Source organism: Oceanimonas sp. CAM02 (genome assembly GCF_032842915.1).
GTDB classification, from domain to species: domain Bacteria; phylum Pseudomonadota; class Gammaproteobacteria; order Enterobacterales; family Aeromonadaceae; genus Oceanimonas; species Oceanimonas smirnovii.
This window is the reverse complement of sequence record NZ_JAWJBK010000015.1, coordinates 59,816-80,244: the sequence shown is the minus strand read 5'-3', so window position 1 is coordinate 80,244 and position 20,429 is coordinate 59,816. Positions and strand designations below refer to the sequence as shown.

General features: G+C 58.3%; 19 protein-coding genes. 3 read left to right on the top strand and 16 right to left on the bottom strand.

From position 1 onward, the window contains the following. Positions 1-354 precede the first annotated feature (354 nt). A complete protein-coding gene (gene mutS, locus R0I78_RS04610) occupies positions 355-2,898 on the top strand; it encodes a DNA mismatch repair protein MutS (protein ID WP_317074527.1) in 2,544 nt (847 codons plus the stop codon). Between the two features lie 219 nt (positions 2,899-3,117). Here the strand turns inward: mutS and rpoS are convergent, their stop codons facing one another. The 11 genes from rpoS to pyrG form a co-directional block, all read right to left on the bottom strand. After that, positions 3,118-4,101, bottom strand: a complete 984-nt coding sequence (rpoS, locus tag R0I78_RS04605; RefSeq protein ID WP_019933187.1) for an RNA polymerase sigma factor RpoS — start codon at positions 4,099-4,101, stop codon at positions 3,118-3,120. A gap of 42 nt (positions 4,102-4,143) precedes the next feature. After that, complete coding sequence (locus R0I78_RS04600) at positions 4,144-5,076, bottom strand: LysM peptidoglycan-binding domain-containing protein (protein WP_019933186.1); 933 nt, start codon at positions 5,074-5,076, stop codon at positions 4,144-4,146. 32 nt (positions 5,077-5,108) lie between these two features. Continuing rightward, a complete protein-coding gene (locus R0I78_RS04595) occupies positions 5,109-5,690 on the bottom strand; it encodes a YqaA family protein (protein ID WP_019933185.1) in 582 nt (193 codons plus the stop codon). Further along, positions 5,687-6,307, bottom strand: coding sequence for a protein-L-isoaspartate(D-aspartate) O-methyltransferase (locus R0I78_RS04590; RefSeq protein ID WP_019933184.1), 621 nt, complete (start codon positions 6,305-6,307; stop codon positions 5,687-5,689). The genes R0I78_RS04595 and R0I78_RS04590 overlap by 4 nt, the downstream gene beginning before the upstream one ends. Before the next feature lie 5 nt (positions 6,308-6,312). After that, positions 6,313-7,059 carry a 5'/3'-nucleotidase SurE gene (surE, locus tag R0I78_RS04585; protein WP_317074486.1) on the bottom strand — a complete coding sequence of 249 codons (747 nt, stop codon included), beginning with the start codon at positions 7,057-7,059 and terminating at the stop codon, positions 6,313-6,315. Next, positions 7,040-8,080 (bottom strand): tRNA pseudouridine(13) synthase TruD, encoded by a 1,041-nt coding sequence (gene truD / locus R0I78_RS04580; protein ID WP_317074485.1) that lies wholly within the window; start codon positions 8,078-8,080, stop codon positions 7,040-7,042. The genes surE and truD overlap by 20 nt, the downstream gene beginning before the upstream one ends. Beyond that, positions 8,077-8,553 carry a 2-C-methyl-D-erythritol 2,4-cyclodiphosphate synthase gene (ispF, locus tag R0I78_RS04575; protein ID WP_019933181.1) on the bottom strand — a complete coding sequence of 159 codons (477 nt, stop codon included), beginning with the start codon at positions 8,551-8,553 and terminating at the stop codon, positions 8,077-8,079. Before ispF ends, truD begins: the two co-directional genes overlap by 4 nt. Then, complete coding sequence (ispD, locus tag R0I78_RS04570; RefSeq protein ID WP_317074484.1) at positions 8,550-9,236, bottom strand: 2-C-methyl-D-erythritol 4-phosphate cytidylyltransferase; 687 nt, start codon at positions 9,234-9,236, stop codon at positions 8,550-8,552. The genes ispF and ispD overlap by 4 nt, the downstream gene beginning before the upstream one ends. Next, on the bottom strand, positions 9,233-9,523 hold the full coding sequence (gene ftsB / locus R0I78_RS04565; protein ID WP_019933179.1) for a cell division protein FtsB: 291 nt from the start codon (positions 9,521-9,523) through the stop codon (positions 9,233-9,235). The genes ispD and ftsB overlap by 4 nt, the downstream gene beginning before the upstream one ends. 275 nt (positions 9,524-9,798) lie before the next feature. Next, positions 9,799-11,094 (bottom strand): phosphopyruvate hydratase, encoded by a 1,296-nt coding sequence (eno, locus tag R0I78_RS04560; RefSeq protein WP_019933178.1) that lies wholly within the window; start codon positions 11,092-11,094, stop codon positions 9,799-9,801. Positions 11,095-11,180: 86 nt separating this feature from the next. Next, on the bottom strand, positions 11,181-12,818 hold the full coding sequence (gene pyrG, locus R0I78_RS04555) for a glutamine hydrolyzing CTP synthase (protein WP_019933177.1): 1,638 nt from the start codon (positions 12,816-12,818) through the stop codon (positions 11,181-11,183). A 267-nt stretch (positions 12,819-13,085) separates the two neighbouring features. On the opposite strand from pyrG, the gene tenA reads away from it, so the two are divergent. After that, a complete protein-coding gene (tenA, locus tag R0I78_RS04550) occupies positions 13,086-13,754 on the top strand; it encodes a thiaminase II (RefSeq protein ID WP_317074483.1) in 669 nt (222 codons plus the stop codon). 66 nt (positions 13,755-13,820) lie between these two features. Here tenA and R0I78_RS04545 read toward each other — a convergent pair whose 3' ends face one another. Further along, positions 13,821-14,750 (bottom strand): electron transfer flavoprotein subunit alpha/FixB family protein, encoded by a 930-nt coding sequence (locus tag R0I78_RS04545; protein WP_317074482.1) that lies wholly within the window; start codon positions 14,748-14,750, stop codon positions 13,821-13,823. After that, positions 14,747-15,499: an electron transfer flavoprotein subunit beta/FixA family protein gene (locus tag R0I78_RS04540; protein ID WP_019933174.1), complete on the bottom strand. Its 753-nt coding sequence runs from the start codon at positions 15,497-15,499 to the stop codon at positions 14,747-14,749. The genes R0I78_RS04545 and R0I78_RS04540 overlap by 4 nt, the downstream gene beginning before the upstream one ends. A gap of 119 nt (positions 15,500-15,618) precedes the next feature. On the opposite strand from R0I78_RS04540, the gene R0I78_RS04535 reads away from it, so the two are divergent. Beyond that, positions 15,619-17,262, top strand: a complete 1,644-nt coding sequence (locus tag R0I78_RS04535; RefSeq protein WP_317074481.1) for an electron transfer flavoprotein-ubiquinone oxidoreductase — start codon at positions 15,619-15,621, stop codon at positions 17,260-17,262. Between the two features lie 212 nt (positions 17,263-17,474). Here R0I78_RS04535 and R0I78_RS04530 read toward each other — a convergent pair whose 3' ends face one another. The 3 genes from R0I78_RS04530 to R0I78_RS04520 form a co-directional block, all read right to left on the bottom strand. Then, positions 17,475-18,236, bottom strand: a complete 762-nt coding sequence (locus R0I78_RS04530; protein ID WP_317074480.1) for an SDR family NAD(P)-dependent oxidoreductase — start codon at positions 18,234-18,236, stop codon at positions 17,475-17,477. Then, on the bottom strand, positions 18,237-19,130 hold the full coding sequence (gene mmsB, locus R0I78_RS04525; RefSeq protein WP_317074479.1) for a 3-hydroxyisobutyrate dehydrogenase: 894 nt from the start codon (positions 19,128-19,130) through the stop codon (positions 18,237-18,239). A gap of 180 nt (positions 19,131-19,310) precedes the next feature. Continuing rightward, a complete protein-coding gene (locus R0I78_RS04520; protein ID WP_317074478.1) occupies positions 19,311-20,423 on the bottom strand; it encodes an enoyl-CoA hydratase/isomerase family protein in 1,113 nt (370 codons plus the stop codon). Positions 20,424-20,429 lie beyond the last annotated feature (6 nt).

The following is a 20,429-nucleotide window of genomic DNA, read 5'->3' as shown; positions in this document are numbered from 1 at the left end:
GTGTGCGGGCCCCGGTCGATGTCGCACTATTCGGAGCGGTTATTTGTCACCACATCGAATGAAGGCCGATTGCCGACCGCCTTCGGCGGCGGAACGGGCCCTTAAAAAATAGCAGCTGGCGGCCATCCGGCAAGGACGGTCCCGCAATATTGGCGCAGAATGGGTCCGTCATAACTTTTGCCGGGCGCAATTGTTCCCGGTGGCCCAGGTCTGCTACTCTTTGGCCCCGTCCGCGGCGTACCCGCCACCGGCCCCATCCCGCCCGGGTAGCCGGCCCCGGACAGCACCATATTTCATGACAGACAGGGTAAAGGCACCAAGGTGAAAGCGACCGAGAACACTCAACACACGCCCATGATGCAGCAATATCTCTCCCTCAAGGCACAGCATTCAGACATTCTGCTGTTTTATCGCATGGGGGATTTTTACGAACTGTTTTACGACGATGCCAAAAAAGCGTCCCGGCTGCTGGATATCTCCCTGACCAAGCGGGGCAAGTCGGCGGGTACCGCCATTCCCATGGCCGGGGTGCCCTACCACGCAGCAGAAAACTATCTGGCACGGCTGGTGCAGATGGGCGAGTCGGTGGCCATTTGTGAGCAGATTGGCGACCCGGCCACCAGCAAGGGGCCAGTGGAGCGTCAGGTGGTGCGCATTGTCACTCCGGGCACCCTGTCCGATGAAGCCCTGCTCAATGAGCGTCAGGACAACTGTCTGGCGGCTGTGTATCACGACGGCGAACGTTTCGGTTACGGCATTCTGGATGTCAGCACCGGTCGTTTTGTGATCAATCAGTTTGAAAAAGCCGAAACCCTCACCGCCGAGCTGCAGCGCACTCAGCCCGCCGAGCTGCTGTATCCGGAAGGTTTTGAGTGGTTTGGCCTTATCGAGCAGCGTAAGGGCCTGCGCCGCCGGCCGGAGTGGGAATTTGATCCGGGTACCGCCCGCCATCTGCTGTGCCAGCAGTTCGGCACCCGGGATCTGGTGGGTTTTGGTGTGGAGCAGTCCACCACCGCCCTGTGCGCTGCCGGCTGCCTGCTGCAGTATGTAAAAGATACTCAGCGCACCGCCCTGCCCCATATCAACAGTGTGCGGCTGGAGCGGCGTCAGGACATGGTGATCATGGATGCTGCCACCCGTCGTAACCTGGAGCTGACCCTGAACCTTTCGGGTACCATGGAAAATACTCTGGCCGAAGTACTGGACTGCACCGCCACCCCCATGGGCAGCCGGCTGCTCAAGCGCTGGATACACCAGCCCAGCCGCAACAAAGAAGAGCTGACACAGCGTCAGGATATTATCGCCACCCTGATGGAAAACGGCCGCCATGAAGACCTGCACCCGCTGCTGCGTCAGGTGGGCGATATGGAACGGGTGCTGGCCCGGCTGGCGCTGCGCTCGGCCCGGCCCCGGGACTTAAGCCGGCTGCGCGCCGCCCTGCAGGCGCAGCCGGATATTCAAGCGGTGCTGGCCGAAGGCGGCGCCGAGTGCCTGATGCCTCTGGCCGAACACATCAGCGAATTTCCCGAGCTGGCCGAGCTGCTGGAGGCGGCGGTGGTCGATACGCCGCCGGTGGTGATCCGGGACGGTGGCGTGATCCGCGATGGCTACAACGCCGAGCTGGATGAGCTGCGTGAGCTGGCCGCCGGCGCGCATCGCTATCTGGAGGAGCTTGAAGCCCGGGAGCGCATTGCCACCGGCATCAGCACCCTGAAAGTGGCTTATAACAAGGTGCACGGTTTTTATATTGATGTGAGCCGGGCCAACGCTCATCTGGTGCCGGTGCATTATGTGCGCCGCCAGACCCTGAAAAACAACGAGCGCTACATTATTCCCGAGCTGAAGGAATATGAAGACAAGGTGCTCAATGCCCAGAGCAAAGGGCTGGCACTAGAAAAACGCCTGTACGAACAACTGCTCGACCGGCTGCTGGAGCATCTGGCACCGTTGCAGCAAAGTGCGGCGGCGCTGGCCTGTCTGGATGTGCTGGCCAACCTGGCTGAGCGGGCCGAAAGCCTGGATTATTGCCGCCCTGAGCTGACCGACGATGAAGTGATAACGATAGAGGAAGGCCGCCACCCGGTGGTGGAGCAGGTGATGACGGATCCCTTTATTGCCAACCCGCTGTCATTGTCTGATGAACGCAAAATGCTGGTGATCACCGGCCCCAACATGGGCGGCAAGTCCACCTATATGCGCCAGACCGCACTCATTGTGCTGCTGGCCTACATGGGCTCTTTTGTGCCGGCCCAATCGGCCCGCATCGGCCGGGTGGATCGGATTTTTACCCGCATCGGTGCGTCCGACGATCTGGCCTCGGGCCGCTCCACCTTTATGGTGGAAATGACCGAAACCGCCAATATTCTTAACAACGCCAGCCGCCACAGCCTGGTCTTGATGGACGAAATCGGCCGCGGCACCAGCACCTATGACGGTCTGGCCCTTGCCTGGGCCTGTGCCGATGCCCTGGCCAACCGGCTGCACGCCTATACTCTGTTTGCCACTCATTATTTTGAGCTGACCGCCCTGGCAGCACTGTGGCCGGCAGTGGCCAATGTGCATCTGGATGCGGTGGAGCACGGCGATACCATCGCCTTTATGCATGCGGTACAGGAAGGGGCCGCCAGCCGCTCTTATGGTTTGCAGGTGGCGGCGCTGGCAGGCGTGCCCAGGCCGGTGCTGACCCTGGCGCGGCAAAAACTGGCCGAGCTGGAAAGCGGCCGGGATGCGCACGCGCCCGTTGCCGAGCCTCAGGGCTCGCTGCCGCTGTTTGATGAGCCGGAGCATCCGGCGCTGACCTTGTTGGATGGACTGAACCCGGACGAGCTCACTCCGCGCCAGGCGCTGGAGCAGCTGTACCGGTTGAAAGAGGCCAGAAAAGACAGCTGTAAGCTTTAAGCTGTCAGCTATCAGAGGAGCAGCCTGGAAGGTTATCAGTCGTGTTTGTGAACCCGGCTCTGTCTGATACCGGCACTATTCAGCATTAAAAAACCGGCAGAATGACGAGCTCTGCCGGTTTTTTTGTACAGCCATTCAGGGTATGCCGAAGTCACAAGCACGGTCGATGGCTTTCAAGCTCCACCACTTACAGCTGGCAGCTTCCGGCTTTGTTTTTCGTTATTCGCTGTGAAACAGGGTATCGATGCTCAGGCCCTGCTGAGTGAGAATTTCTTTCAGCCGGCGCAGGGCTTCTACCTGAATTTGGCGAACCCGCTCGCGGGTCAGGCCAATTTCCCGGCCCACGTCTTCCAGGGTGGACGGCTCATAGCCCAGCAGACCAAAACGCCTGGCCAGCACTTCCCGTTGCTTGGGGTTGAGCTCTTCCAGCCAACGCACCAGGCTTACATTCATGTCGTTGTCCTGGGTTTCGGCTTCCGGATCCTTGTCGTTCTCATCGGCCAGCACATCGAGCAGCGCCTTGTCACCGTCACCGCCAATGGGCGTATCGACCGAGCTGATCTTTTCATTCAGCTTGAGCATGCGGGATACGTCTTCCACCGGTTTGTCGAGGGCCTCGGCAATTTCATCGGCGGTGGGCTCGTGATCCAGCCGGTGGGCCAGCTCACGGGCGGTGCGCAGATAAACGTTCAGCTCTTTTACCACATGAATGGGCAGGCGTATGGTGCGGGTCTGGTTCATAATGGCCCGCTCTATGGTCTGACGGATCCACCAGGTGGCATAGGTAGAGAAACGAAAACCGCGCTCGGGATCAAACTTTTCCACCGCGCGGATCAGGCCCAGGTTACCTTCTTCAATCAAATCAAGCAGGGCCAGGCCACGGTTGTTATAACGACGGGAAATTTTAACCACCAGCCGCAGATTGGACTCAATCATCCGCTTGCGGGCGGCAAGATCGCCACGCAAAGCCCGGCGGGCGTAATGAACTTCTTCTTCAGCGGTCAGCAGCGGTGAGTAGCCTATCTCTCCCAGGTACAGCTGAGTCACATCCAGACTCCGCAGAACCGGTGCACTCAGAGTTTCTTCTGCCTGCTCATCCTCTTTTTCTTCAGCTTCAGCCAGCTCAACATCAGTGACATTCAGCTCTTCGTCCTTGTTAAAGTCTGTTTCTGCGTTTTGGGTGTTGTACTTTTTCTGGCTCATGGCAGTTCTCCCTTAACCCGGGAACAGCCTTATTCCCGGTATTTATCGCTTAGGCAGATATTTTCTCGGGTCAACCGAGTTGCCCTGATGCCGGATTTCAAAGTGCAACCGGACATCAGTCGCATCACTGCTTCCCATATCCGCTATGTGCTGACCTGCTTTCACCGTGTCCTGCTCTTTTACACGCAGTACTTCATTGTGAGCGTAGGCCGACAAGTAATCATCGTTGTGCTTGATAATGATTAAATTGCCATAACCACGTAGCGCATTCCCTGCGTATACCACTTTTCCTGCTGCAGCAGCCTTGACCGCCTGGCCTCTGCTGCCACGAATGTCGATGCCCTTATTGCCGGTTTCCGACAGTGAGAAACCCGATATGACTGCTCCGCTGACGGGCCACTGCCAGGCAACAGGACCATTGACAGACGCTTTTTTTTGTACTTCTGTGCCAGCGTATGCTTTTCTTTTGACCGGTGCAACTGCCTTTGGCGATTTTGCAACCTCTGTTTTTTTGGATACAGGCGGGGCTGGTTTCGCCCGGGACCCGGCAGCGACCACCGGCTGGCTGATGGCATGCAACGCCAGTTTCTGACCCACATAAATCCGGTAAGGCGGACGCAGTCCGTTCAGGCTGGCCAGGTCGGCCACTGAGTGCTGAGTGCGGCGGGCAATGCCGCTGAGCGTATCGCCCCGGCGCACTTGATATATGCGCGCCTTGCGGCCTGGCACGTCCAGCTTGAGCGTCTGTCCGGGATAAATACGGTAAGGAGCCCGCAGGCCATTATGCCGGGCCAGAGTGGTCACATCCGTGCCCGCCTGCCAGGCAATGGAATAAAGGGTATCCCCCCTGGCCACCACATAATGACGACCGTTGGCTTTTACCTGACCCTGAGCATGTTCACCCACACCGCGCACCGGTGCAGGCCGTGAGGCAGAGCAGGCCGAAAGCAACTGCAACAGTACCAGACTGATCACAGTTCCTTTTAAGGTCTTGCTCCGCCACATCATCAGTTTCTCAGCAGCAGGTAAGCGATCACGGCGGCAGCAACGCACAGCCAGCCCAGCAGATCAATATAACCAATGAGCTTGCGTTCCATTTTTACGCCGCCCCACACCATCAGTCCCGAGACCAGATAAAAACGCAGGCCACGGCCTATCAGCGACACCAGAATAAAAGGCAGAAAGGCCATTTGCAGCAGACCGGCAGTCACGGTAAACACCTTGTAGGGAATGGGAGTAAAGCTGGCAATAAAGATCACCCAGATGCCCCAGTCATCAAACCACTGCCGGGCCACGGCAATTTTACCTTCATAGCCCATGGTCTGAATAAAAGGCGCGACCAGCGGCTCCCACATGGCATAACCCAGAAGATAGCCAAACGCCGCCCCCAATACCGAGAACACAGTGGCCAGAGCAGCATAACGCCAGGCCTTTTCCGGCTTGGCCAGCGCCATGGGGGCCAGCATGACATCCACCGGCACCGGCCAGAAGATGGACTCCACAAAACTGTTCATGGACAGATAAAAAGGTGCATGGCGGTGTACCGCCCACATCATCACCAAACGGTACAAACGGGAAAACAGCTTCACTCAAGATCACCCTGAATTAAAGGAACAAACCGCACCGGCTCAAGCATGGTGCGATCAAATTGATTGCCCCGGCGCTGATACAGCCACAGTGCCTGCTGGCTGTCTCCTACCGGAATGACCATGCGACCGCCATCCGTCAGCTGCGCCAGTAACGCCGAGGGCACCGAGCTGGCCGCCGCCGTCACAATAATGGCATCGAAGGGTGCCTTGCTGGCCCAGCCTTCCCAGCCATCGCCGTGTTTGGTGCGTACATTATATAAATCAAGGCGCTGCAGCCGACGCCGTGCCTGATATTGCAGCGGCTTGATGCGCTCTATGGTAAAAACCTCGTCTACCAGCTGAGCCAGCACGGCGGTCTGAAAGCCTGAGCCGGTGCCAATTTCCAGTACTCTTTGCGGCAGGCCGTCCTGCAGCAGCGTCTGAGTCATGCGCGCTACTATATAAGGCTGCGAGATGGTCTGGCCAAAGCCAATGGGCAGGGCGCTGTTGTCCCAGGCCTTATGGCTCATGGCTTCATCCACAAACTCGTGCCGGGGCAGAGCGGTAATGGCTTTCAGCACTTGTTCATTATCAATGCCCTGCTGTTTCAGCAGGTGATAAAGCTGCTCTGTACGCACCCTCTTTACTCCACATCCTCAATCCAGCGGGACAGTGCCGCCATCTGGTCGTAAGCGGTCAGATCTATGGTGAGCGGCGTAATGGACACAAAGCCCCGCTCTACCGCATCGAAGTCGGTGCCCTCACCGGCATCCTGAATGGCCCCGGGAGGACCTATCCAGTAAATGGGCCGGCCCCTGGGGTCAAACTCCCTGAGTACCGCATCGGAACGATGGCGGTTACCCAGACGAGTCACCTTGATACCCCGAATTTCTGCCAGGGGCAAGTCGGGAACATTGACGTTTAAAATCTGATTGGAGTAAAGCGGCGCACGCAGCAACCCCTGCACCATGACACCGGCAAAATGGGCTGCAGTTTCAAAGTGTTTGTCACCACACAGAGAGATGGCCAGGGACGGCAGCCCCAGGTGCCGGCCCTCGGTAGCCGCCGCTACCGTACCCGAGTAGAGCACGTCGTCCCCCAGGTTGGCACCATGGTTAATGCCTGCTACCACCAGATCCGGGTCCGGATCCAGCAGGTGATTGACCGCCCAGTGTACGCAGTCGGTGGGCGTGCCCTTGACGGAATAAAAGCCGGATTCATCCAGCTTGTCGGCCCGCAGAGGCACTTCCAGCGTCAGGGAGTGACTGGCACCGCTGCGGTTGCGATCCGGTGCCACTGTCACTACTTCGGCAAATTCCGACAGTGCCCGGCTGAGCACGCGAATGCCCCTGGCGTTTACACCGTCATCATTACTCACCAGTATTTTCATGAAGTTCCTTTTCTTTGATAAGTTCCCGCACCAGGCTGGTGGCATAGGTGCCTGCCGGTAACCAGAACGACAGTGTCAGCCGGTCGCCATCACGCTGCCAGCTCAGCTGCTCCGGTTTAAGCAGCAGAGCGCGGCGCTCCTGCTTAAGGCCGTTGGCTTCCAGTCCGGCCATCAGCGCCTGCTGACCTTCCAGCGCTGTTTGCTCAAGAGTACCGGCCTCATCTTCTGCCGGCAGCCGGCCACGCCCCCAGAGAGGGGCACTCAGGCGAATATCGCCACTGGCAAAACGGGCCTGTATGTCTTCGTTGAGCGGATTGTCGTCATTCAGGGTAAAAAACGACTGGCTGCCCGCCAGCATGACGCAGTCGCCGTTCAGCAGCTGCTCCCCCCTGCCTTCAGCCAGGCGCTGGCTGGCAGCCAGGTTAAACAGATAACTGCGGGCCGCCGACAAGTACATCGACCGCTTATTGCGATCCTTGATACGTTTTCCGCCAAACATGGCTCTGGCCTGCTCGATATTGCCGCCGTTGTGGCCAAAGCGCTGATCGCCAAAATAGTTGGGCACGCCCCGCTCGCTGATGGCCTGCAGACGGGCATCAAGATCACCTTCACCGTCAAGCTCGGTCAGGGTCAGCTCAAACCAGTTACCCTTGAGCGCGCCGGTTTTCAGCTTTTTATTGTGCCGGGCAATGGCCATAATTTGCACATCATCGCTTTCCAGCGGCGAGAAGTCGGGCATCTCCTTGCCCGGCAGATGTACGCCAAACCACTGCTCGGTAACTGCATGGCGGTCCTTGAGGCCGGCCCAGGTGACATCCCGCTGAGCAACACCGGCGAGTTTTGCCAGATCTCGGGCTATCCACTGAGTGTTTTGTCCGCGCTTGCGAATATGCAGAAAAATATGTTCGCCTTCACCACCCGGTGCAAAGCCCAGATCTTCACGCACAATAAAATGTTCGGGCTCGGCCTTGAGCCGGCCGCTGACGGTGGGCTCACCATGGAGATAATGCCAGTTATTCATGCTTTTACCAGTAACACCACGGCTTCTGCCGCTATGCCCTCTTTACGGCCCACAAACCCCAGTTTTTCGGTGGTGGTGGCCTTGACGTTAATTTGCGATACCGCTGCCTGCAGATCTTGTGCAATGGTGGCAGTCATGGTGTCGATATAAGGTGCCAGCTTGGGTGCCTGGGCCATGACGGTAACGTCCGCATTACCCAGCACATAGCCGGCGCTCAGCACTTGAGCGTATACATTCCGCAACAGAATGCGGCTGTCGATGCCGGCAAATTCCGCATCGGTATCAGGAAAATGCCGGCCGATATCGCCGGCCCCGATGGCACCGAGCAGGGCATCGCTCAGAGCGTGCAGAATAACGTCTCCGTCGGAATGGGCCAGCAGCCCCTGCTCATAAGGGACTGCCACACCGGCCAGCATACAGGGGCCGTCACCACCAAATTTATGCACGTCAAACCCGTGCCCTATTCGCATCATGAGTTGTTCTCTTTAAGCTGCTGTAGAAAGAAGCCGGCCAGGGCCAGATCTTCCGGCTGCGTGATTTTAATGTTGTCGGCCCGCCCTGGCACCAGCAAAGGGTGAAAGCCGGCCAGCTCCATGGCGGACGCTTCGTCGGTAATGGTCAGGCCTTGTTCCAGCGCCTTGCTCAATGCCCGCTGCAGCTTCCGCGTGTTAAAACACTGGGGCGTAAGCGCATGCCAGAGTTCGTTGCGGGACACACTTTCGGCGATGGCACCACAGCCGTCTCCGCGCTTCATGGTGTCTCGCACCCGGCTGGCCAGTATGGCTCCCTGGGGCTGATTGGCTGCCGCCAGCAAGGCGTCGAGATCCTCCATGGCCAGACAGGGCCGGGCGGCATCGTGCACCAGGACTTGTTCACTGGTGACCTGCGCCAGCGCATTAAGCACTGAGTCGGCCCGCTCCCGGCCTCCGGCAGCCCGCGCTATGCGCGGATCGGACGCCAGCGGCAAAGTGCCGAACCATTGATCTTCCGGGCTGACTGCCACCACCACCCGCTCAATCGCCGGGTGCGACAGCAGACGCATCAGCGTGTGCTCCAGTACGGTTTTATCACCCAGGGGCAGATATTGCTTGGGAATGGTGCTGCCCATGCGTTTGCCTACGCCGGCGGCCGGCACCACGGCGGTCATCTTGATCATTGTGCTGGTTTGTCTTCCGGAAGCAGAATTCGGTAGAAGGTTTCGTCGGGTTTAATCATGCCCAGATCATTCCGGGCCAGTTCTTCCACGGCAGCCAGACCCTGGTTGAGATCCTTGATTTCGCGGTATAACAGGGCATTTCGCTCGGCCAGGCGTTCATTATCAACAAGCTGGCGTTCTACATTGGCGGCCGCTTCATGGTATTCGGCCAGGCCGTTTTTACCCTGCCACAGGTGGTATTGCAGGGTGGCCAGCAGGGCAAGCAGTATCAGCGTCAGGGTGCGCATTCATCCTCCGGAACAAGGCGGCTAGTTTCCCATATTCGACGGCCGAACAAAAGAAACCCCGCACAAGGCGGGGTTTCAGGATAACAACGAAAGCGGTCTGCAGTCACGGGAGCAAGGTCGTACAAAGGGACTGCGCCGCCGACACGCTTCAAGCCCATCCGTGGGACGCTCGGCAAATGTCATCCCTAACATTTGACGGTCGGCTCTGCAGTTCCCTTTGCTCTCCCGGTTCGACTTCCCGGCAGTCTGCCTTTAACAGACAGCAGGGTCAGGCATTACGCCTGGCCTTTAACCTCGGACAGACCGTTGAACGGAGCCTTGGCACCCAGCTCTTCCTCGATGCGGATCAGCTGGTTGTACTTGGCAACGCGGTCGGAGCGGCTCATGGAGCCGGTTTTGATCTGGCCGGCGCAGGTGCCCACAGCCAGGTCGGCAATGGTGGCGTCTTCGGTTTCACCGGAGCGGTGAGAAATAACGGCGGTGTAGCCGGCGTCCTTGGCCATTTTGATGGCGTTCAGGGTTTCGGTCAGGGAGCCAATCTGGTTGAACTTGATCAGAATGGAGTTGGCGATGCCCTTGTCGATGCCTTCCTTCAGGATCTTGGTATTGGTTACAAACAGATCGTCACCCACCAGCTGTACCTTGTCGCCCAGAATCTTGGTCTGGTAGGCAAAACCGTCCCAGTCGGACTCGTCCTGACCGTCTTCAATGGAAACGATCGGGTACTGCTGGCACAGCTCGGCCAGATAATCGGAGAACTGCTCGGAGGTGAAGATCTTGCCTTCGCCCTTCATGTTGTACTTGCCGTCTTCATAAAACTCGGAAGAGGCACAGTCCAGGGCCAGGGTCACATCTTTACCCAGGGTGTAGCCGGCCTGCTCAACGGCTTCCTTGATGGCAGCCAGGGCGGCAGCGTTGGACTCCAGGTTGGGAGCAAAACCACCTTCGTCACCCACGGCGGTGCTCAGGCCCTTGGCCTTCAGTACCTTGGCCAGGTTGTGGAATACCTCGGCACCAATGCGCAGGGCTTCCTTGATATTTTTGGCACCCACCGGCTGGATCATGAACTCCTGAATGTCGACGTTGTTGTCGGCATGCTCACCACCGTTGATGATGTTCATCATGGGCAGCGGCATGGAGTACTGACCGGGAGTACCGTTCAGCTCGGCAATCCAGGCGTACAGCGGCAGCCCCTTGGCGGCAGCGGCGGCTTTGGCGTTGGCCAGAGACACGGCCAGAATGGCATTGGCACCCAGAGTGGCTTTGTTATCGGTACCGTCCAGATCGATCATGATCTGGTCGATCTCGGCCTGTTGGGTGGCGTCCTTGCCTGTCAGAGCGGCAGCAATGCGGTCGTTGATGTTGGCAACGGCGGTCTGTACGCCCTTGCCCAGGTAGCGGGATTTGTCGCCGTCACGCAGTTCCAGCGCTTCGCGGGAACCGGTAGAGGCACCGGACGGTGCTGCTGCACGGCCCATTACACCACCTTCCAGGTAAACGTCGGCTTCCACTGTGGGGTTACCACGGGAATCGATGATCTCACGACCGATCACTTTAACGATCTTAGCCATTCTCACTTTCCTCTTGAGTTAAACGTAAAACCTAACTAACGCACTAAAAATTACGGCCGACCCAAGGGGTCAGCCGTTGGTACTGGTTACTCCAGCTCTCCCTGCTGGTACTGACCGGCCGCCTTTATAAAGCCGGCAAACAGGCCATGACCATCGCGGGGGGTGGAGGTGAATTCGGGGTGGAACTGAGCCGCCACGAACCAGGGATGATCCGGGTTCTCGATAATTTCCACCAGCTTCTTGTCGGCGGAAAGGCCGGTCACCTTCAGGCCTGCCGCTTCAATTTTGGGCAGCAGACGATTGTTCACTTCATAACGGTGACGATGGCGCTCGTAGATGGTGTCGGAGCCATAAAGAGCATGAACCTTGGAGCCCGGTGCCAGGTGACACAGCTGAGCGCCCAGACGCATGGTGCCGCCCAGATCGGACTCTTCGTCCCGCATTTCCACATTGCCTTCTTCGTCCACCCATTCGGTGATCAAACCCACCACCGGATAAGGGCTCTTGGGATCAAACTCACTGGAGTGAGCGCCTTCCAGGCCGGCCACGTTACGGGCATATTCAATCAGTGCCACCTGCATACCCAGGCAGATACCCAGATAAGGCACCCGGTTTTCCCGGGCATAGCGGGCCGCCATGATCTTGCCTTCCACACCACGGGCACCAAAGCCGCCGGGCACCAGAATGGCATCCAGACCTTCCAGCAGGCCGGTGCCTTTGCTTTCCAGATCCTGGGAGTCGATGTATTTGATATTAACGGTAAGACGATTTTTCAGGCCACCGTGCTTGAGCGCCTCGTTCACCGACTTGTAGGCATCGGGCAGCTCTATGTATTTGCCCACCATGCCGATGGTCACTTCACCTACCGGATTGGCTTCTTCGTAAATAACCTGCTCCCACTCGGACAGATCCGCCGCCGGGCATGTCAGGCCAAAGCGCTTGACCACCAGTTCGTCCAGCCCCTGAGACTTGAGCAACGCCGGAATCTTGTAGATGGAGTCGACGTCTTTCAGAGAGATAACGGCCTTTTCAGACACGTTACAGAACAGGGCTATCTTGCCCCGCTCCACTGCCGGAATAACCCGGTCGGAGCGGCAGATCAGCACATCGGGCTGAATGCCGATAGACAGCAGTTCTTTTACCGAGTGCTGGGTAGGCTTGGTTTTTACCTCACCGGCAGCAGCCATATAGGGCACCAGAGTCAGGTGCATGAACAGGGTGTTTTCCCGGCCCACTTCCACCGCCAGCTGGCGCAGGGCTTCAAGGAACGGCAGTGACTCTATGTCACCGACAGTGCCGCCCACTTCCACTATGGCCACTTCATGGCCTTCGGCACCGGCGATAACGCGGTCCTTGATGGAGTTGGTAATGTGAGGAATCACCTGAATGGTGGCACCCAGATAATCGCCGCGTCGTTCCTTGCGCAGCACATCCGCGTATACACGACCGGAGGTAAAGTTGTTGCGACGGGTCATTTTGGTACGAATGAACCGCTCATAGTGGCCCAGGTCCAGATCGGTTTCGGCACCATCATCGGTCACGAAGACTTCACCGTGCTGGGTGGGGCTCATGGTGCCCGGATCCACGTTAATGTAGGGATCCAGCTTCATGATGGTCACATTAAGGCCTCGGGCTTCGAGGATAGCGGCCAGAGAGGCTGCTGCAATGCCTTTGCCCAGGGAGGAGACCACCCCGCCAGTAACAAATATATATTTAGTCGTCATGCTGAACCTGAAAAGCTTGGGAACGAATGAAATGTGGAATTCGAGACGGGGTCACATTATACGCAAGAAGCCCGTTTACGACAATGAAACAATGGTCCCGCCATACGGCATTTTCTCGTTCGAATGCCGGTCACTATAACCGTTAACGTAGTTTTATTACAACAGGATAACATTTACGCCCTTGCCATTATTTGCCGCCGGGTCAGAATGGGCCATGCCGGCTCACTCACCGCCGGCACGGCGGTTTCTCACTAATAAGGATATGAAATGAGCTTTACTTTCAATGATTTGAAAAAGCACTGCGAACACAACTGGCGCGACTACCTGCAGCATGACTTTGTGTGCAAGCTGGGTGATGGCACCCTGGCCCCCGACGCCTTTCGTCATTATCTGAAACAGGATTACCTTTTTCTTATTCAGTTTGGCCGCGCCTTTGCTCTGGCAGCCTATAAAAGCCCTACCCTGAGTGATTTGCGTCATGCCAAGGCCGGGCTGGATGCCATTATTGATCTGGAGCTGGGGCTGCATATCGACTACTGCAACCAGTGGGGTATCAGCGAGCAGGAGCTGGCGGCGCTGCCGGAAGCCCGCGCTACACTGGCCTACACCCGTTATGTGCTGGACACCGGCAACCGGGGTGATCTGCTGGATCTGCATGTGGCGCTGGCTCCCTGCCTGGTGGGCTATGCCGAGATTGCAAGCTGGCTGACGAAGCAGCCTGCCACGGTGCGTGGCGATGCCAACCCTTATGAAGCCTGGATTGCCATGTATGAAAGCGCCGAGTTTCAGGCCGCCGCCCGGGCTGAAATTGCCTGGCTGAACGAGCGTCTGGCGGAAGTGCCGGCGTCCCGCTTTAAGCAGCTGTGCCGTATTTTTGATGACGCCACAAGACTTGAAATCGACTTCTGGGACATGGGCCTCGAGCAGAGAATGTAATGATTTGAGGGGGTAGTGACTGGGGAATGGAGAGCATGACAATATGGCATCCCTATTCCCTGCCCTTCAAAGTTTGTCGATCAGCTCGGGCAAAACGTCGAACAAGTCTGCCACCAGGCCGTAGTCGGCCACCTCAAAGATGGGGGCGTCTTCATCCTTGTTGATGGCCACTATCACCCTGGCATCCTTGATCCCGGCCAGATGCTGAATGGCACCGGAGATGCCCACGGCAATATACAGCTCGGGTGCCACTATTTTGCCGGTTTGCCCTACCTGCTGAGCGTTGTCGGCCAGGCCTGCATCCACCGCCGCCCGGCTGGCACCAATGGCGGCATTCAGCTTGTCTGCCAGTTGCTCTAACAGGGCAAACTGCTCTTTGGTTCCCAGCCCTCGCCCGCCGGAGACCACCACCCGGGCCGAAGTCAGTTCCGGACGCTCGCTGACACTCAGCTCATCCCGCTCAAAACGGCTGCTGTTTTCAACCGGCACCGCCGCCAGCTTTTCCACCGGCACGGGTTCACCGCTTTCAGCCGCCGCGTCAAAGGCGGCAGGGCGAATGGTCAGCAGGCTGACCGCATCCAGTGACTGCACTCTGGCCAGGGCGTTGCCGGCATAAACGGGGCGCACAAAAATGTCTTCGCTTTCAATGGCCACCACATCGGCCACCATGCCCACCCCCAGCAGGGCGGCAGCTCTGGGCAGCATATCCTTGCCAAAGGTGGAGGCCGGTGCCAGCACATGACGATATGCGGTGGCCAGCCGCGACACCAGGGCGGCACAAGGCTCCGCCAGCTGATGCTGATAGAGGGCATCATCTGCCAGCAGCACCCTGGTTACACCAGCAAGGCGGCTGCCCTGCTCCCCCACGGCGGCACAGTCATGGCCCATTACCAGCAGGTGTATCTCGCCCTGCAGCTGTTTGGCCGCACTTATTACCTTGTGTGTATTGAAGTTCAGAGTCTGATTATCGTGTTCGGCTATCACCAGTATGCTCATGGGATCACCTTGGCGTCGGTTTTCAGTCTGGTTACCAGCTCGGCCACATCGGCCACCTTGATGCCCGCCTTGCGCAGCGGCGGCTCGCTGACACTCAGCAGGCGCACATGGGGCTCAATGGCTACCCCAAGCGCGTCGGGAGTCAGGCTGGCCAGTGGCTTTTGTCTGGCTTTCATTATGTTGGGCAAGGATGCAAAGCGGGGCTCGTTCAGCCGAAGATCCGTGGTGATGACCGCCGGTGGCGCAAGGCGCAGGGTGCGCAGACCACCGTCCATTTCCCGGGTGACCAGCAGCTCGTCGCCTTCACGTTCAATGGCCGAGGCAAAGGTGGCCTGAGGCCAGCCGTTCAGCGCCGCCAGCATTTGTCCGGCCTGATTATGGTCAGTGTCGATAGACTGTTTGCCCATGATCACCAGATCGGGCTGTTCGCGCTCACACAATGCTGCCAGCAACCGGGCCACTGCCAGGGGCTCGGCGGGCTTATCGGTTTCTATCAGAATGGCGCTGTCGGCTCCCAGCGCCAGCGCGGCCCGCAACTGCTCCCCGGCGTCGGCCGGACCTATGCTGACGGCCACTATCTCGGACACCCAGCCCTTTTCCTTCATGCGCACCGCTTCTTCCACGGCAATTTCGCAAAAGGGGTTGGCGGCCATTTTAACGTTGCTCAGATCCACGTCGCTGCCATCGGCACGCACACGCACCCGAACATGGTAGTCAATCACCCGCTTAACGGTTACCAGTACTTTCATGCTCGCTCCCGGGATCAATCAGTCCGACTTAATACTAGTCGATTCTGCCGCATCGGCGATTTGTTAAATATCGCCGCCAATACAATACTTTAGCCAGAGCAGTCTGGCAGGAGAGCGCAATGGAACGGGAGTCGATGGAGTTTGATGTCGTGATAGTGGGGGCCGGCCCGGCAGGGCTGGCGGCGGCCTGCCGCCTGATGCAGAAAGCCAACAAAGCGGGCCTGAAGCCGAGTGTATGCGTAGTCGAAAAAGGCGCAGAAGTAGGTGCCCATATATTGTCGGGTGCTCTGCTTGACCCGCGCTCCCTGAGTGAGCTGTTTCCCGACTGGCATGAGCGTGGCGCGCCGGTGAACACTCAGGTTGGCAATGAGCATTTTTATATGCTGAGCAGTGAACAGGGTGGCCTGGAGCTGCCGCCCTTGCTGGTGCCCCGCTCCTTGCATAACAAGGGTAGTTATATCGTCAGCCTGGGCAAGCTGTGCCGCTGGCTGGCCCGACAGGCCGAAGAGCTGGGCGTGGCCATATTCCCGGGATTTGCCGCAGCCGGGGCGCTGTTCGACAAACAAGGGGCCGTATGCGGTGTGCTCACCGGCGATATGGGGGTGGCCGCCGATGGCTCGGCCAGGGCCGGCCATATGCCGGGCATGGAGCTGCATGCCAAATACACACTATTTGCCGAAGGCAGCCGGGGACATATCGGCAAGAGCCTGATCGACCGTTTTGCGCTGGACAGAGGGCGGGATCCTCAGCATTACGCCATTGGCTTTAAGGAGCTGTGGCGGCTGGATTCAAAGCGTTATCAGCCAGGTCTGGTGGTGCACGGCGGCGGCTGGCCACTGGGCAATAATGGCGGCGGTTTTTTTCTCTATCACGGCGACGACGGCCTGGCTTCGGTCGGTCTGATTGTGGATCTTAATTATCAGAATCCGCATCTGGATCCCTTTCAGGAGTTTCAGCGGCTGAAACAGCATCCGCTGCTGGCCCGTTACCTTTGGGGCGGCGAGCGGCTGTCCTGGGGGGCCAGAGCGCTCACCAAGGGCGGGCTGAATTCACTGCCGCAAATGGTGCTGCCCGGTGCCCTGCTGCTGGGTTGTGATGCGGGCACACTCAACGGCGCGCGCATCAAGGGGATTCATACTGCCATGAAGTCAGGCCTGCTGGCCGCCGACGCCCTGGTGCCGGCATTAGCCGAAGGCCGGCGCGGCGACAAGCTGACAGTGTTTGACACTCATATGAAAAACAGCTGGCTGCATACCGAGCTGAAACAGGCCCGGCACTTTGTTCCTGCATTGCATAAATTCGGCCCCTGGGCCGGAGGCGCGATAAACTGGCTGAGCCAGAATCTGCTGGGAGGCCGGTTGCCGTTTGCGCTGCACGACCGCACGCCGGATCACGCCGCTCTTAAACCGGCGGCAGCCTGCCCGGCAATTGCATATCCAAAACCCGATGGTGTATTGAGCTTTGATCGCATGTCGTCAGTTCATCTGGCCAATACCGGCCACGATGAGGATCAGCCCTGCCATTTGCGCCTTGCAGACCCACGGCTGCCGGTGCGGGATAACCTGCCCCGCTTTAATGAGCCGGCGCAGCGCTATTGCCCTGCGGGCGTTTACGAAGTGATAAAGACGAATGGCAAGCCGGTATTTCAGATTAATGCCGCCAACTGTGTGCACTGCAAAACCTGTGATATCAAGGATCCGGCACAAAATATCACCTGGGTGCCACCGGAAGGCGGCAGCGGACCTAATTATTCCGGCATGTAATATAAAAAAAACCCTGAAGGCAATGTTCCCTCGTAAGGAATCAATGCGTTCAGGGGTATGGCAGTGGTTATGGTTATTTTTTTGTTTAACTCTGTTAACGCTAAGGGCACGTTCCGTTGCTGTGCGTTGCAAAAAACAATACGCTTACCACTGTCTGTTAACAAGATAGACTTTAGTGTTAACCTTGCCGACGAGGATCACAAAACCCTGGTTTACAACCGCAAACCGCCATCCATTTCCAGTATGCGCCCGTTGAAATAGTCGTTTTCAATAATATATTGCAGGCTGTGCAGCAACTCATCCACCTTCGCCAGCCGGCCAGCAGGAATGCGCTGAGTAATGCGCGCCATGGCTTCAGGTTTCATTTGTGCTGTCATGTCAGTACTGATCACGCCCGGCGCGATTCCCGCCACCCGAATGCCAAAGCGGGCCAGCTCCCCGGCCCAGCCCACCACCAGAGACGCTACCCCTGCTTTGCTGGCAGCATAGTTGCTTTGCCCCGGATTTCCGGCTCTGGCAACGGAAGAAATATTGATAATCAGACCGCCCTCTCCCCGCTCAGCCATAATGGCGGCGGCTTCCCGGCCACAGAGAAAGCTGCCGGTAAGATTAACGTCAATCACTTGCTGCCAGTCTTGCAGGCTCATTGTGCGGCTGATCTTGCCCTGTTCCAGCTTTACCAGCAGCGCATCACGCATCACACCGGCATTATTGACCAGCACATTCAGGCCGCCCAGCTCCCGTACGATATGGCCAAAACAGTCGGTTACCTGAGCTTCATCGGCCACATCGCACAGGTATACCGCCACCCGGGCACCGGCAGCGGCGACCATTTCACCGCTTTTGGCCAGATCCTGCTCGTTGGTATCGAGCAGTGCCAGCGTCGCCCCCTGCCGGGCCAGATGATAAGCCATGGCTTTTCCAAGGCCGCGGCCGGCACCGGTAATCACCACTACCTTGCCTTTAATATCCATTTAATCCTCTCCCTGATGATAAAACCGGAACAGGCTGGAGAAGTCGAGCCCGCCATGACCTGCACTGTGATGGAAGCTGAACAGGGCCCGCGCCGCCGAGCCCATGGGCACCGGCGAACCACTGGCCTGGCTGAGGCTCATGGCCAGCCCCAGATCCTTGCACATCAGACTGACCTGAAAGCCGCCGTGATAGCCATGGCTGGCGGGGGTGCTTTCCATGACACCGGGTACCGGATTGTAGTGCTCCATCACCCAATTATTACCCGAGCTCTGCTGAATGATCTCCGATAATACGGCGGCGTCCAGGCCGTGGGCCATTCCCAGATTAAGCGCCTCGCAACTGGCGGCCATTTGTGCGGCCAGCAGCAGGTTGTTACAGGCCTTGGCTACCTGGCCGGCCCCATGAGGGCCGGCATGCAGCACCTTTTTTCCCATATGCGCCAACACCGGCTGAGCCCGGGCGAACTGCTCTTCGCTGGCACCAACAATAAAGGTGAGTGTACCCGCCTCGGCTCCGGCCACGCCGCCGGAGACAGGCGCATCCACAAAGTCGAGCCCGTGTTTTGTGGCCATATCGGCCATTTTTCTGGCGGTGTCCGCTTCTATGGTGGAGCAGTCAATGACCAAGCAGCCCGGAGCCAGATGACCAAAGAGCCCCTTGTTACTGCTGTACAGCGCCTCGATCTGCTGCCCGCTCTGCAACATGGAGATCACCACGTTGGCATGGCTGACCGCTGCCACTGCCGTGGTGTGGGGAATGGCACCCAGGGCTGTGGCCCGGCTGACTGCTTCTGGTTGCAGATCGTAGACCTGCACTTGATGCCCGGCCCTGATAAGGTTTGCTGCCATGGGCAGCCCCATATTACCCAGGCCGATAAATGCAATCGTCGCCATAGTGTGCCTCCTTCAGCTTACGTCGCCCCGAAGGCCAACTTCACGACACGCTTCAAGTACCTCCATGTAACGCTCGGCAAATGCCATCCATGGCATTTGATCGGTCGTGAAGCTGTTCCTCCGGATCTCCGTCTCAACATCAGCATGGCCTGCTTGGGCGCAAACTGAATATTTTGTTGCTTACCTGAGATCCGCCAGTGGACTCAGGCCCCAGGGGGACGTGAACAGGGTGTCGAGCAGTGCTGTGTCCACTTCGCTCAGGCTGGTGTAAGTCCAGTCGGGGGTTTTGTCCTTGTCAATCAGGTGAGCGCGTACGCCTTCGGCAAACTCACGAAAGCGGCATAGCTGCACCGACAAATCCAGCTCGGCCTGAAATACCCGCGCCAGCGAGAAATGCCGGCAGCGCGCCAGTTGCCGGTGGATCACCGCCATGGCCAGGGGGCTGCCTGCGGCCAGGGTTTGCTTGGCTCGCCAGAACCAGTCGTCTTCGGTGCTCACTTCCAGTATGGCGTTGACCTTGTCGGCCAGGGTGTCTTTGTCCATCAGTTGCTGAATTAAGTCCTGATGCCGGCGTAAAGGTGAGTCGAGCTGAGCCAAAGCTTCAGCTGATTCGGCTTCCAGTTGTCTGAGCACACTGGCCGGACTGCTCTTTTTTTGCTGCAGTCTGGGCCAGAGTTCACTCAGCTTGTCTTCGGCTATAAAACGGTTGGCCAGCCCCAGCCAGAGGCTGTCTTGGGCATTGAGCGAGCAGCCGGTCAGGGCAATAAATTCGCCCAGCCCGGGCGGCAGGCGGTTCAGAAACCAGCTGCCGCCCACATCCGGATAAAGGGCAATGGTGACTTCGGGCATGGCCAGCCGGCTGCGCTCGGTCACAATGCGCTGACCAGCCGCGGTAAACAATCCCATGCCGCCGCCCATCACTATGCCGGAGCCCACGCAGACCACTGGTTTAGCAAAGGTATGCAACAGATAATCGAGCCGGTATTCGCGCTCAAAAAAGCGCGCCGCCGCTCCGGGCACGGCACCCAGTTCGTGCCTGCCGCAGCCGGCCCGGGCAGCAGCAATCGCCTTGCTCAGCCCCACCACATCACCACCGGCACAAAAGGCCTTGCTACCTGCTCCTTCCAGCACCACAGCGATAATGTCATCGTCTTGCTGCCATTGCTGCAGTGTGGTCAGCATGGTTTCAATCATGTCCTGATTAAGGGCATTCAGCTGCGCTTCCCGATCCAGCACCAGCCGGCCGATATCGCGGCCGTCGGCAGCAGGCTGCCGGCTTACTGTGACACTCATGGCACC

Bases quoted from the DNA above. Each gene is read 5' to 3' on its own strand.
- ftsB (WP_019933179.1), bottom strand. From the start codon at position 9,523: ATGCGCACCCTGACGCTGATACTGCTTGCCCTGCTGGCCACCCTGCAA.
- tenA (WP_317074483.1), top strand. From the start codon at position 13,086: ATGAGCTTTACTTTCAATGATTTGAAAAAGCACTGCGAACACAACTGG.
- R0I78_RS04520 (WP_317074478.1), bottom strand. From the start codon at position 20,423: ATGAGTGTCACAGTAAGCCGGCAGCCTGCTGCCGACGGCCGCGATATC.
- R0I78_RS04540 (WP_019933174.1), bottom strand. From the start codon at position 15,499: ATGAAAGTACTGGTAACCGTTAAGCGGGTGATTGACTACCATGTTCGG.
- R0I78_RS04535 (WP_317074481.1), top strand. From the start codon at position 15,619: ATGGAACGGGAGTCGATGGAGTTTGATGTCGTGATAGTGGGGGCCGGC.
- R0I78_RS04530 (WP_317074480.1), bottom strand. From the start codon at position 18,236: ATGGATATTAAAGGCAAGGTAGTGGTGATTACCGGTGCCGGCCGCGGC.
- rpoS (WP_019933187.1), bottom strand. From the start codon at position 4,101: ATGAGCCAGAAAAAGTACAACACCCAAAACGCAGAAACAGACTTTAAC.
- mutS (WP_317074527.1), top strand. From the start codon at position 355: ATGATGCAGCAATATCTCTCCCTCAAGGCACAGCATTCAGACATTCTG.
- pyrG (WP_019933177.1), bottom strand. From the start codon at position 12,818: ATGACGACTAAATATATATTTGTTACTGGCGGGGTGGTCTCCTCCCTG.
- R0I78_RS04545 (WP_317074482.1), bottom strand. From the start codon at position 14,750: ATGAGCATACTGGTGATAGCCGAACACGATAATCAGACTCTGAACTTC.
- truD (WP_317074485.1), bottom strand. From the start codon at position 8,080: ATGAATAACTGGCATTATCTCCATGGTGAGCCCACCGTCAGCGGCCGG.
- ispF (WP_019933181.1), bottom strand. From the start codon at position 8,553: ATGATGCGAATAGGGCACGGGTTTGACGTGCATAAATTTGGTGGTGAC.
- ispD (WP_317074484.1), bottom strand. From the start codon at position 9,236: ATGATCAAGATGACCGCCGTGGTGCCGGCCGCCGGCGTAGGCAAACGC.
- eno (WP_019933178.1), bottom strand. From the start codon at position 11,094: ATGGCTAAGATCGTTAAAGTGATCGGTCGTGAGATCATCGATTCCCGT.
- surE (WP_317074486.1), bottom strand. From the start codon at position 7,059: ATGAAAATACTGGTGAGTAATGATGACGGTGTAAACGCCAGGGGCATT.
- mmsB (WP_317074479.1), bottom strand. From the start codon at position 19,130: ATGGCGACGATTGCATTTATCGGCCTGGGTAATATGGGGCTGCCCATG.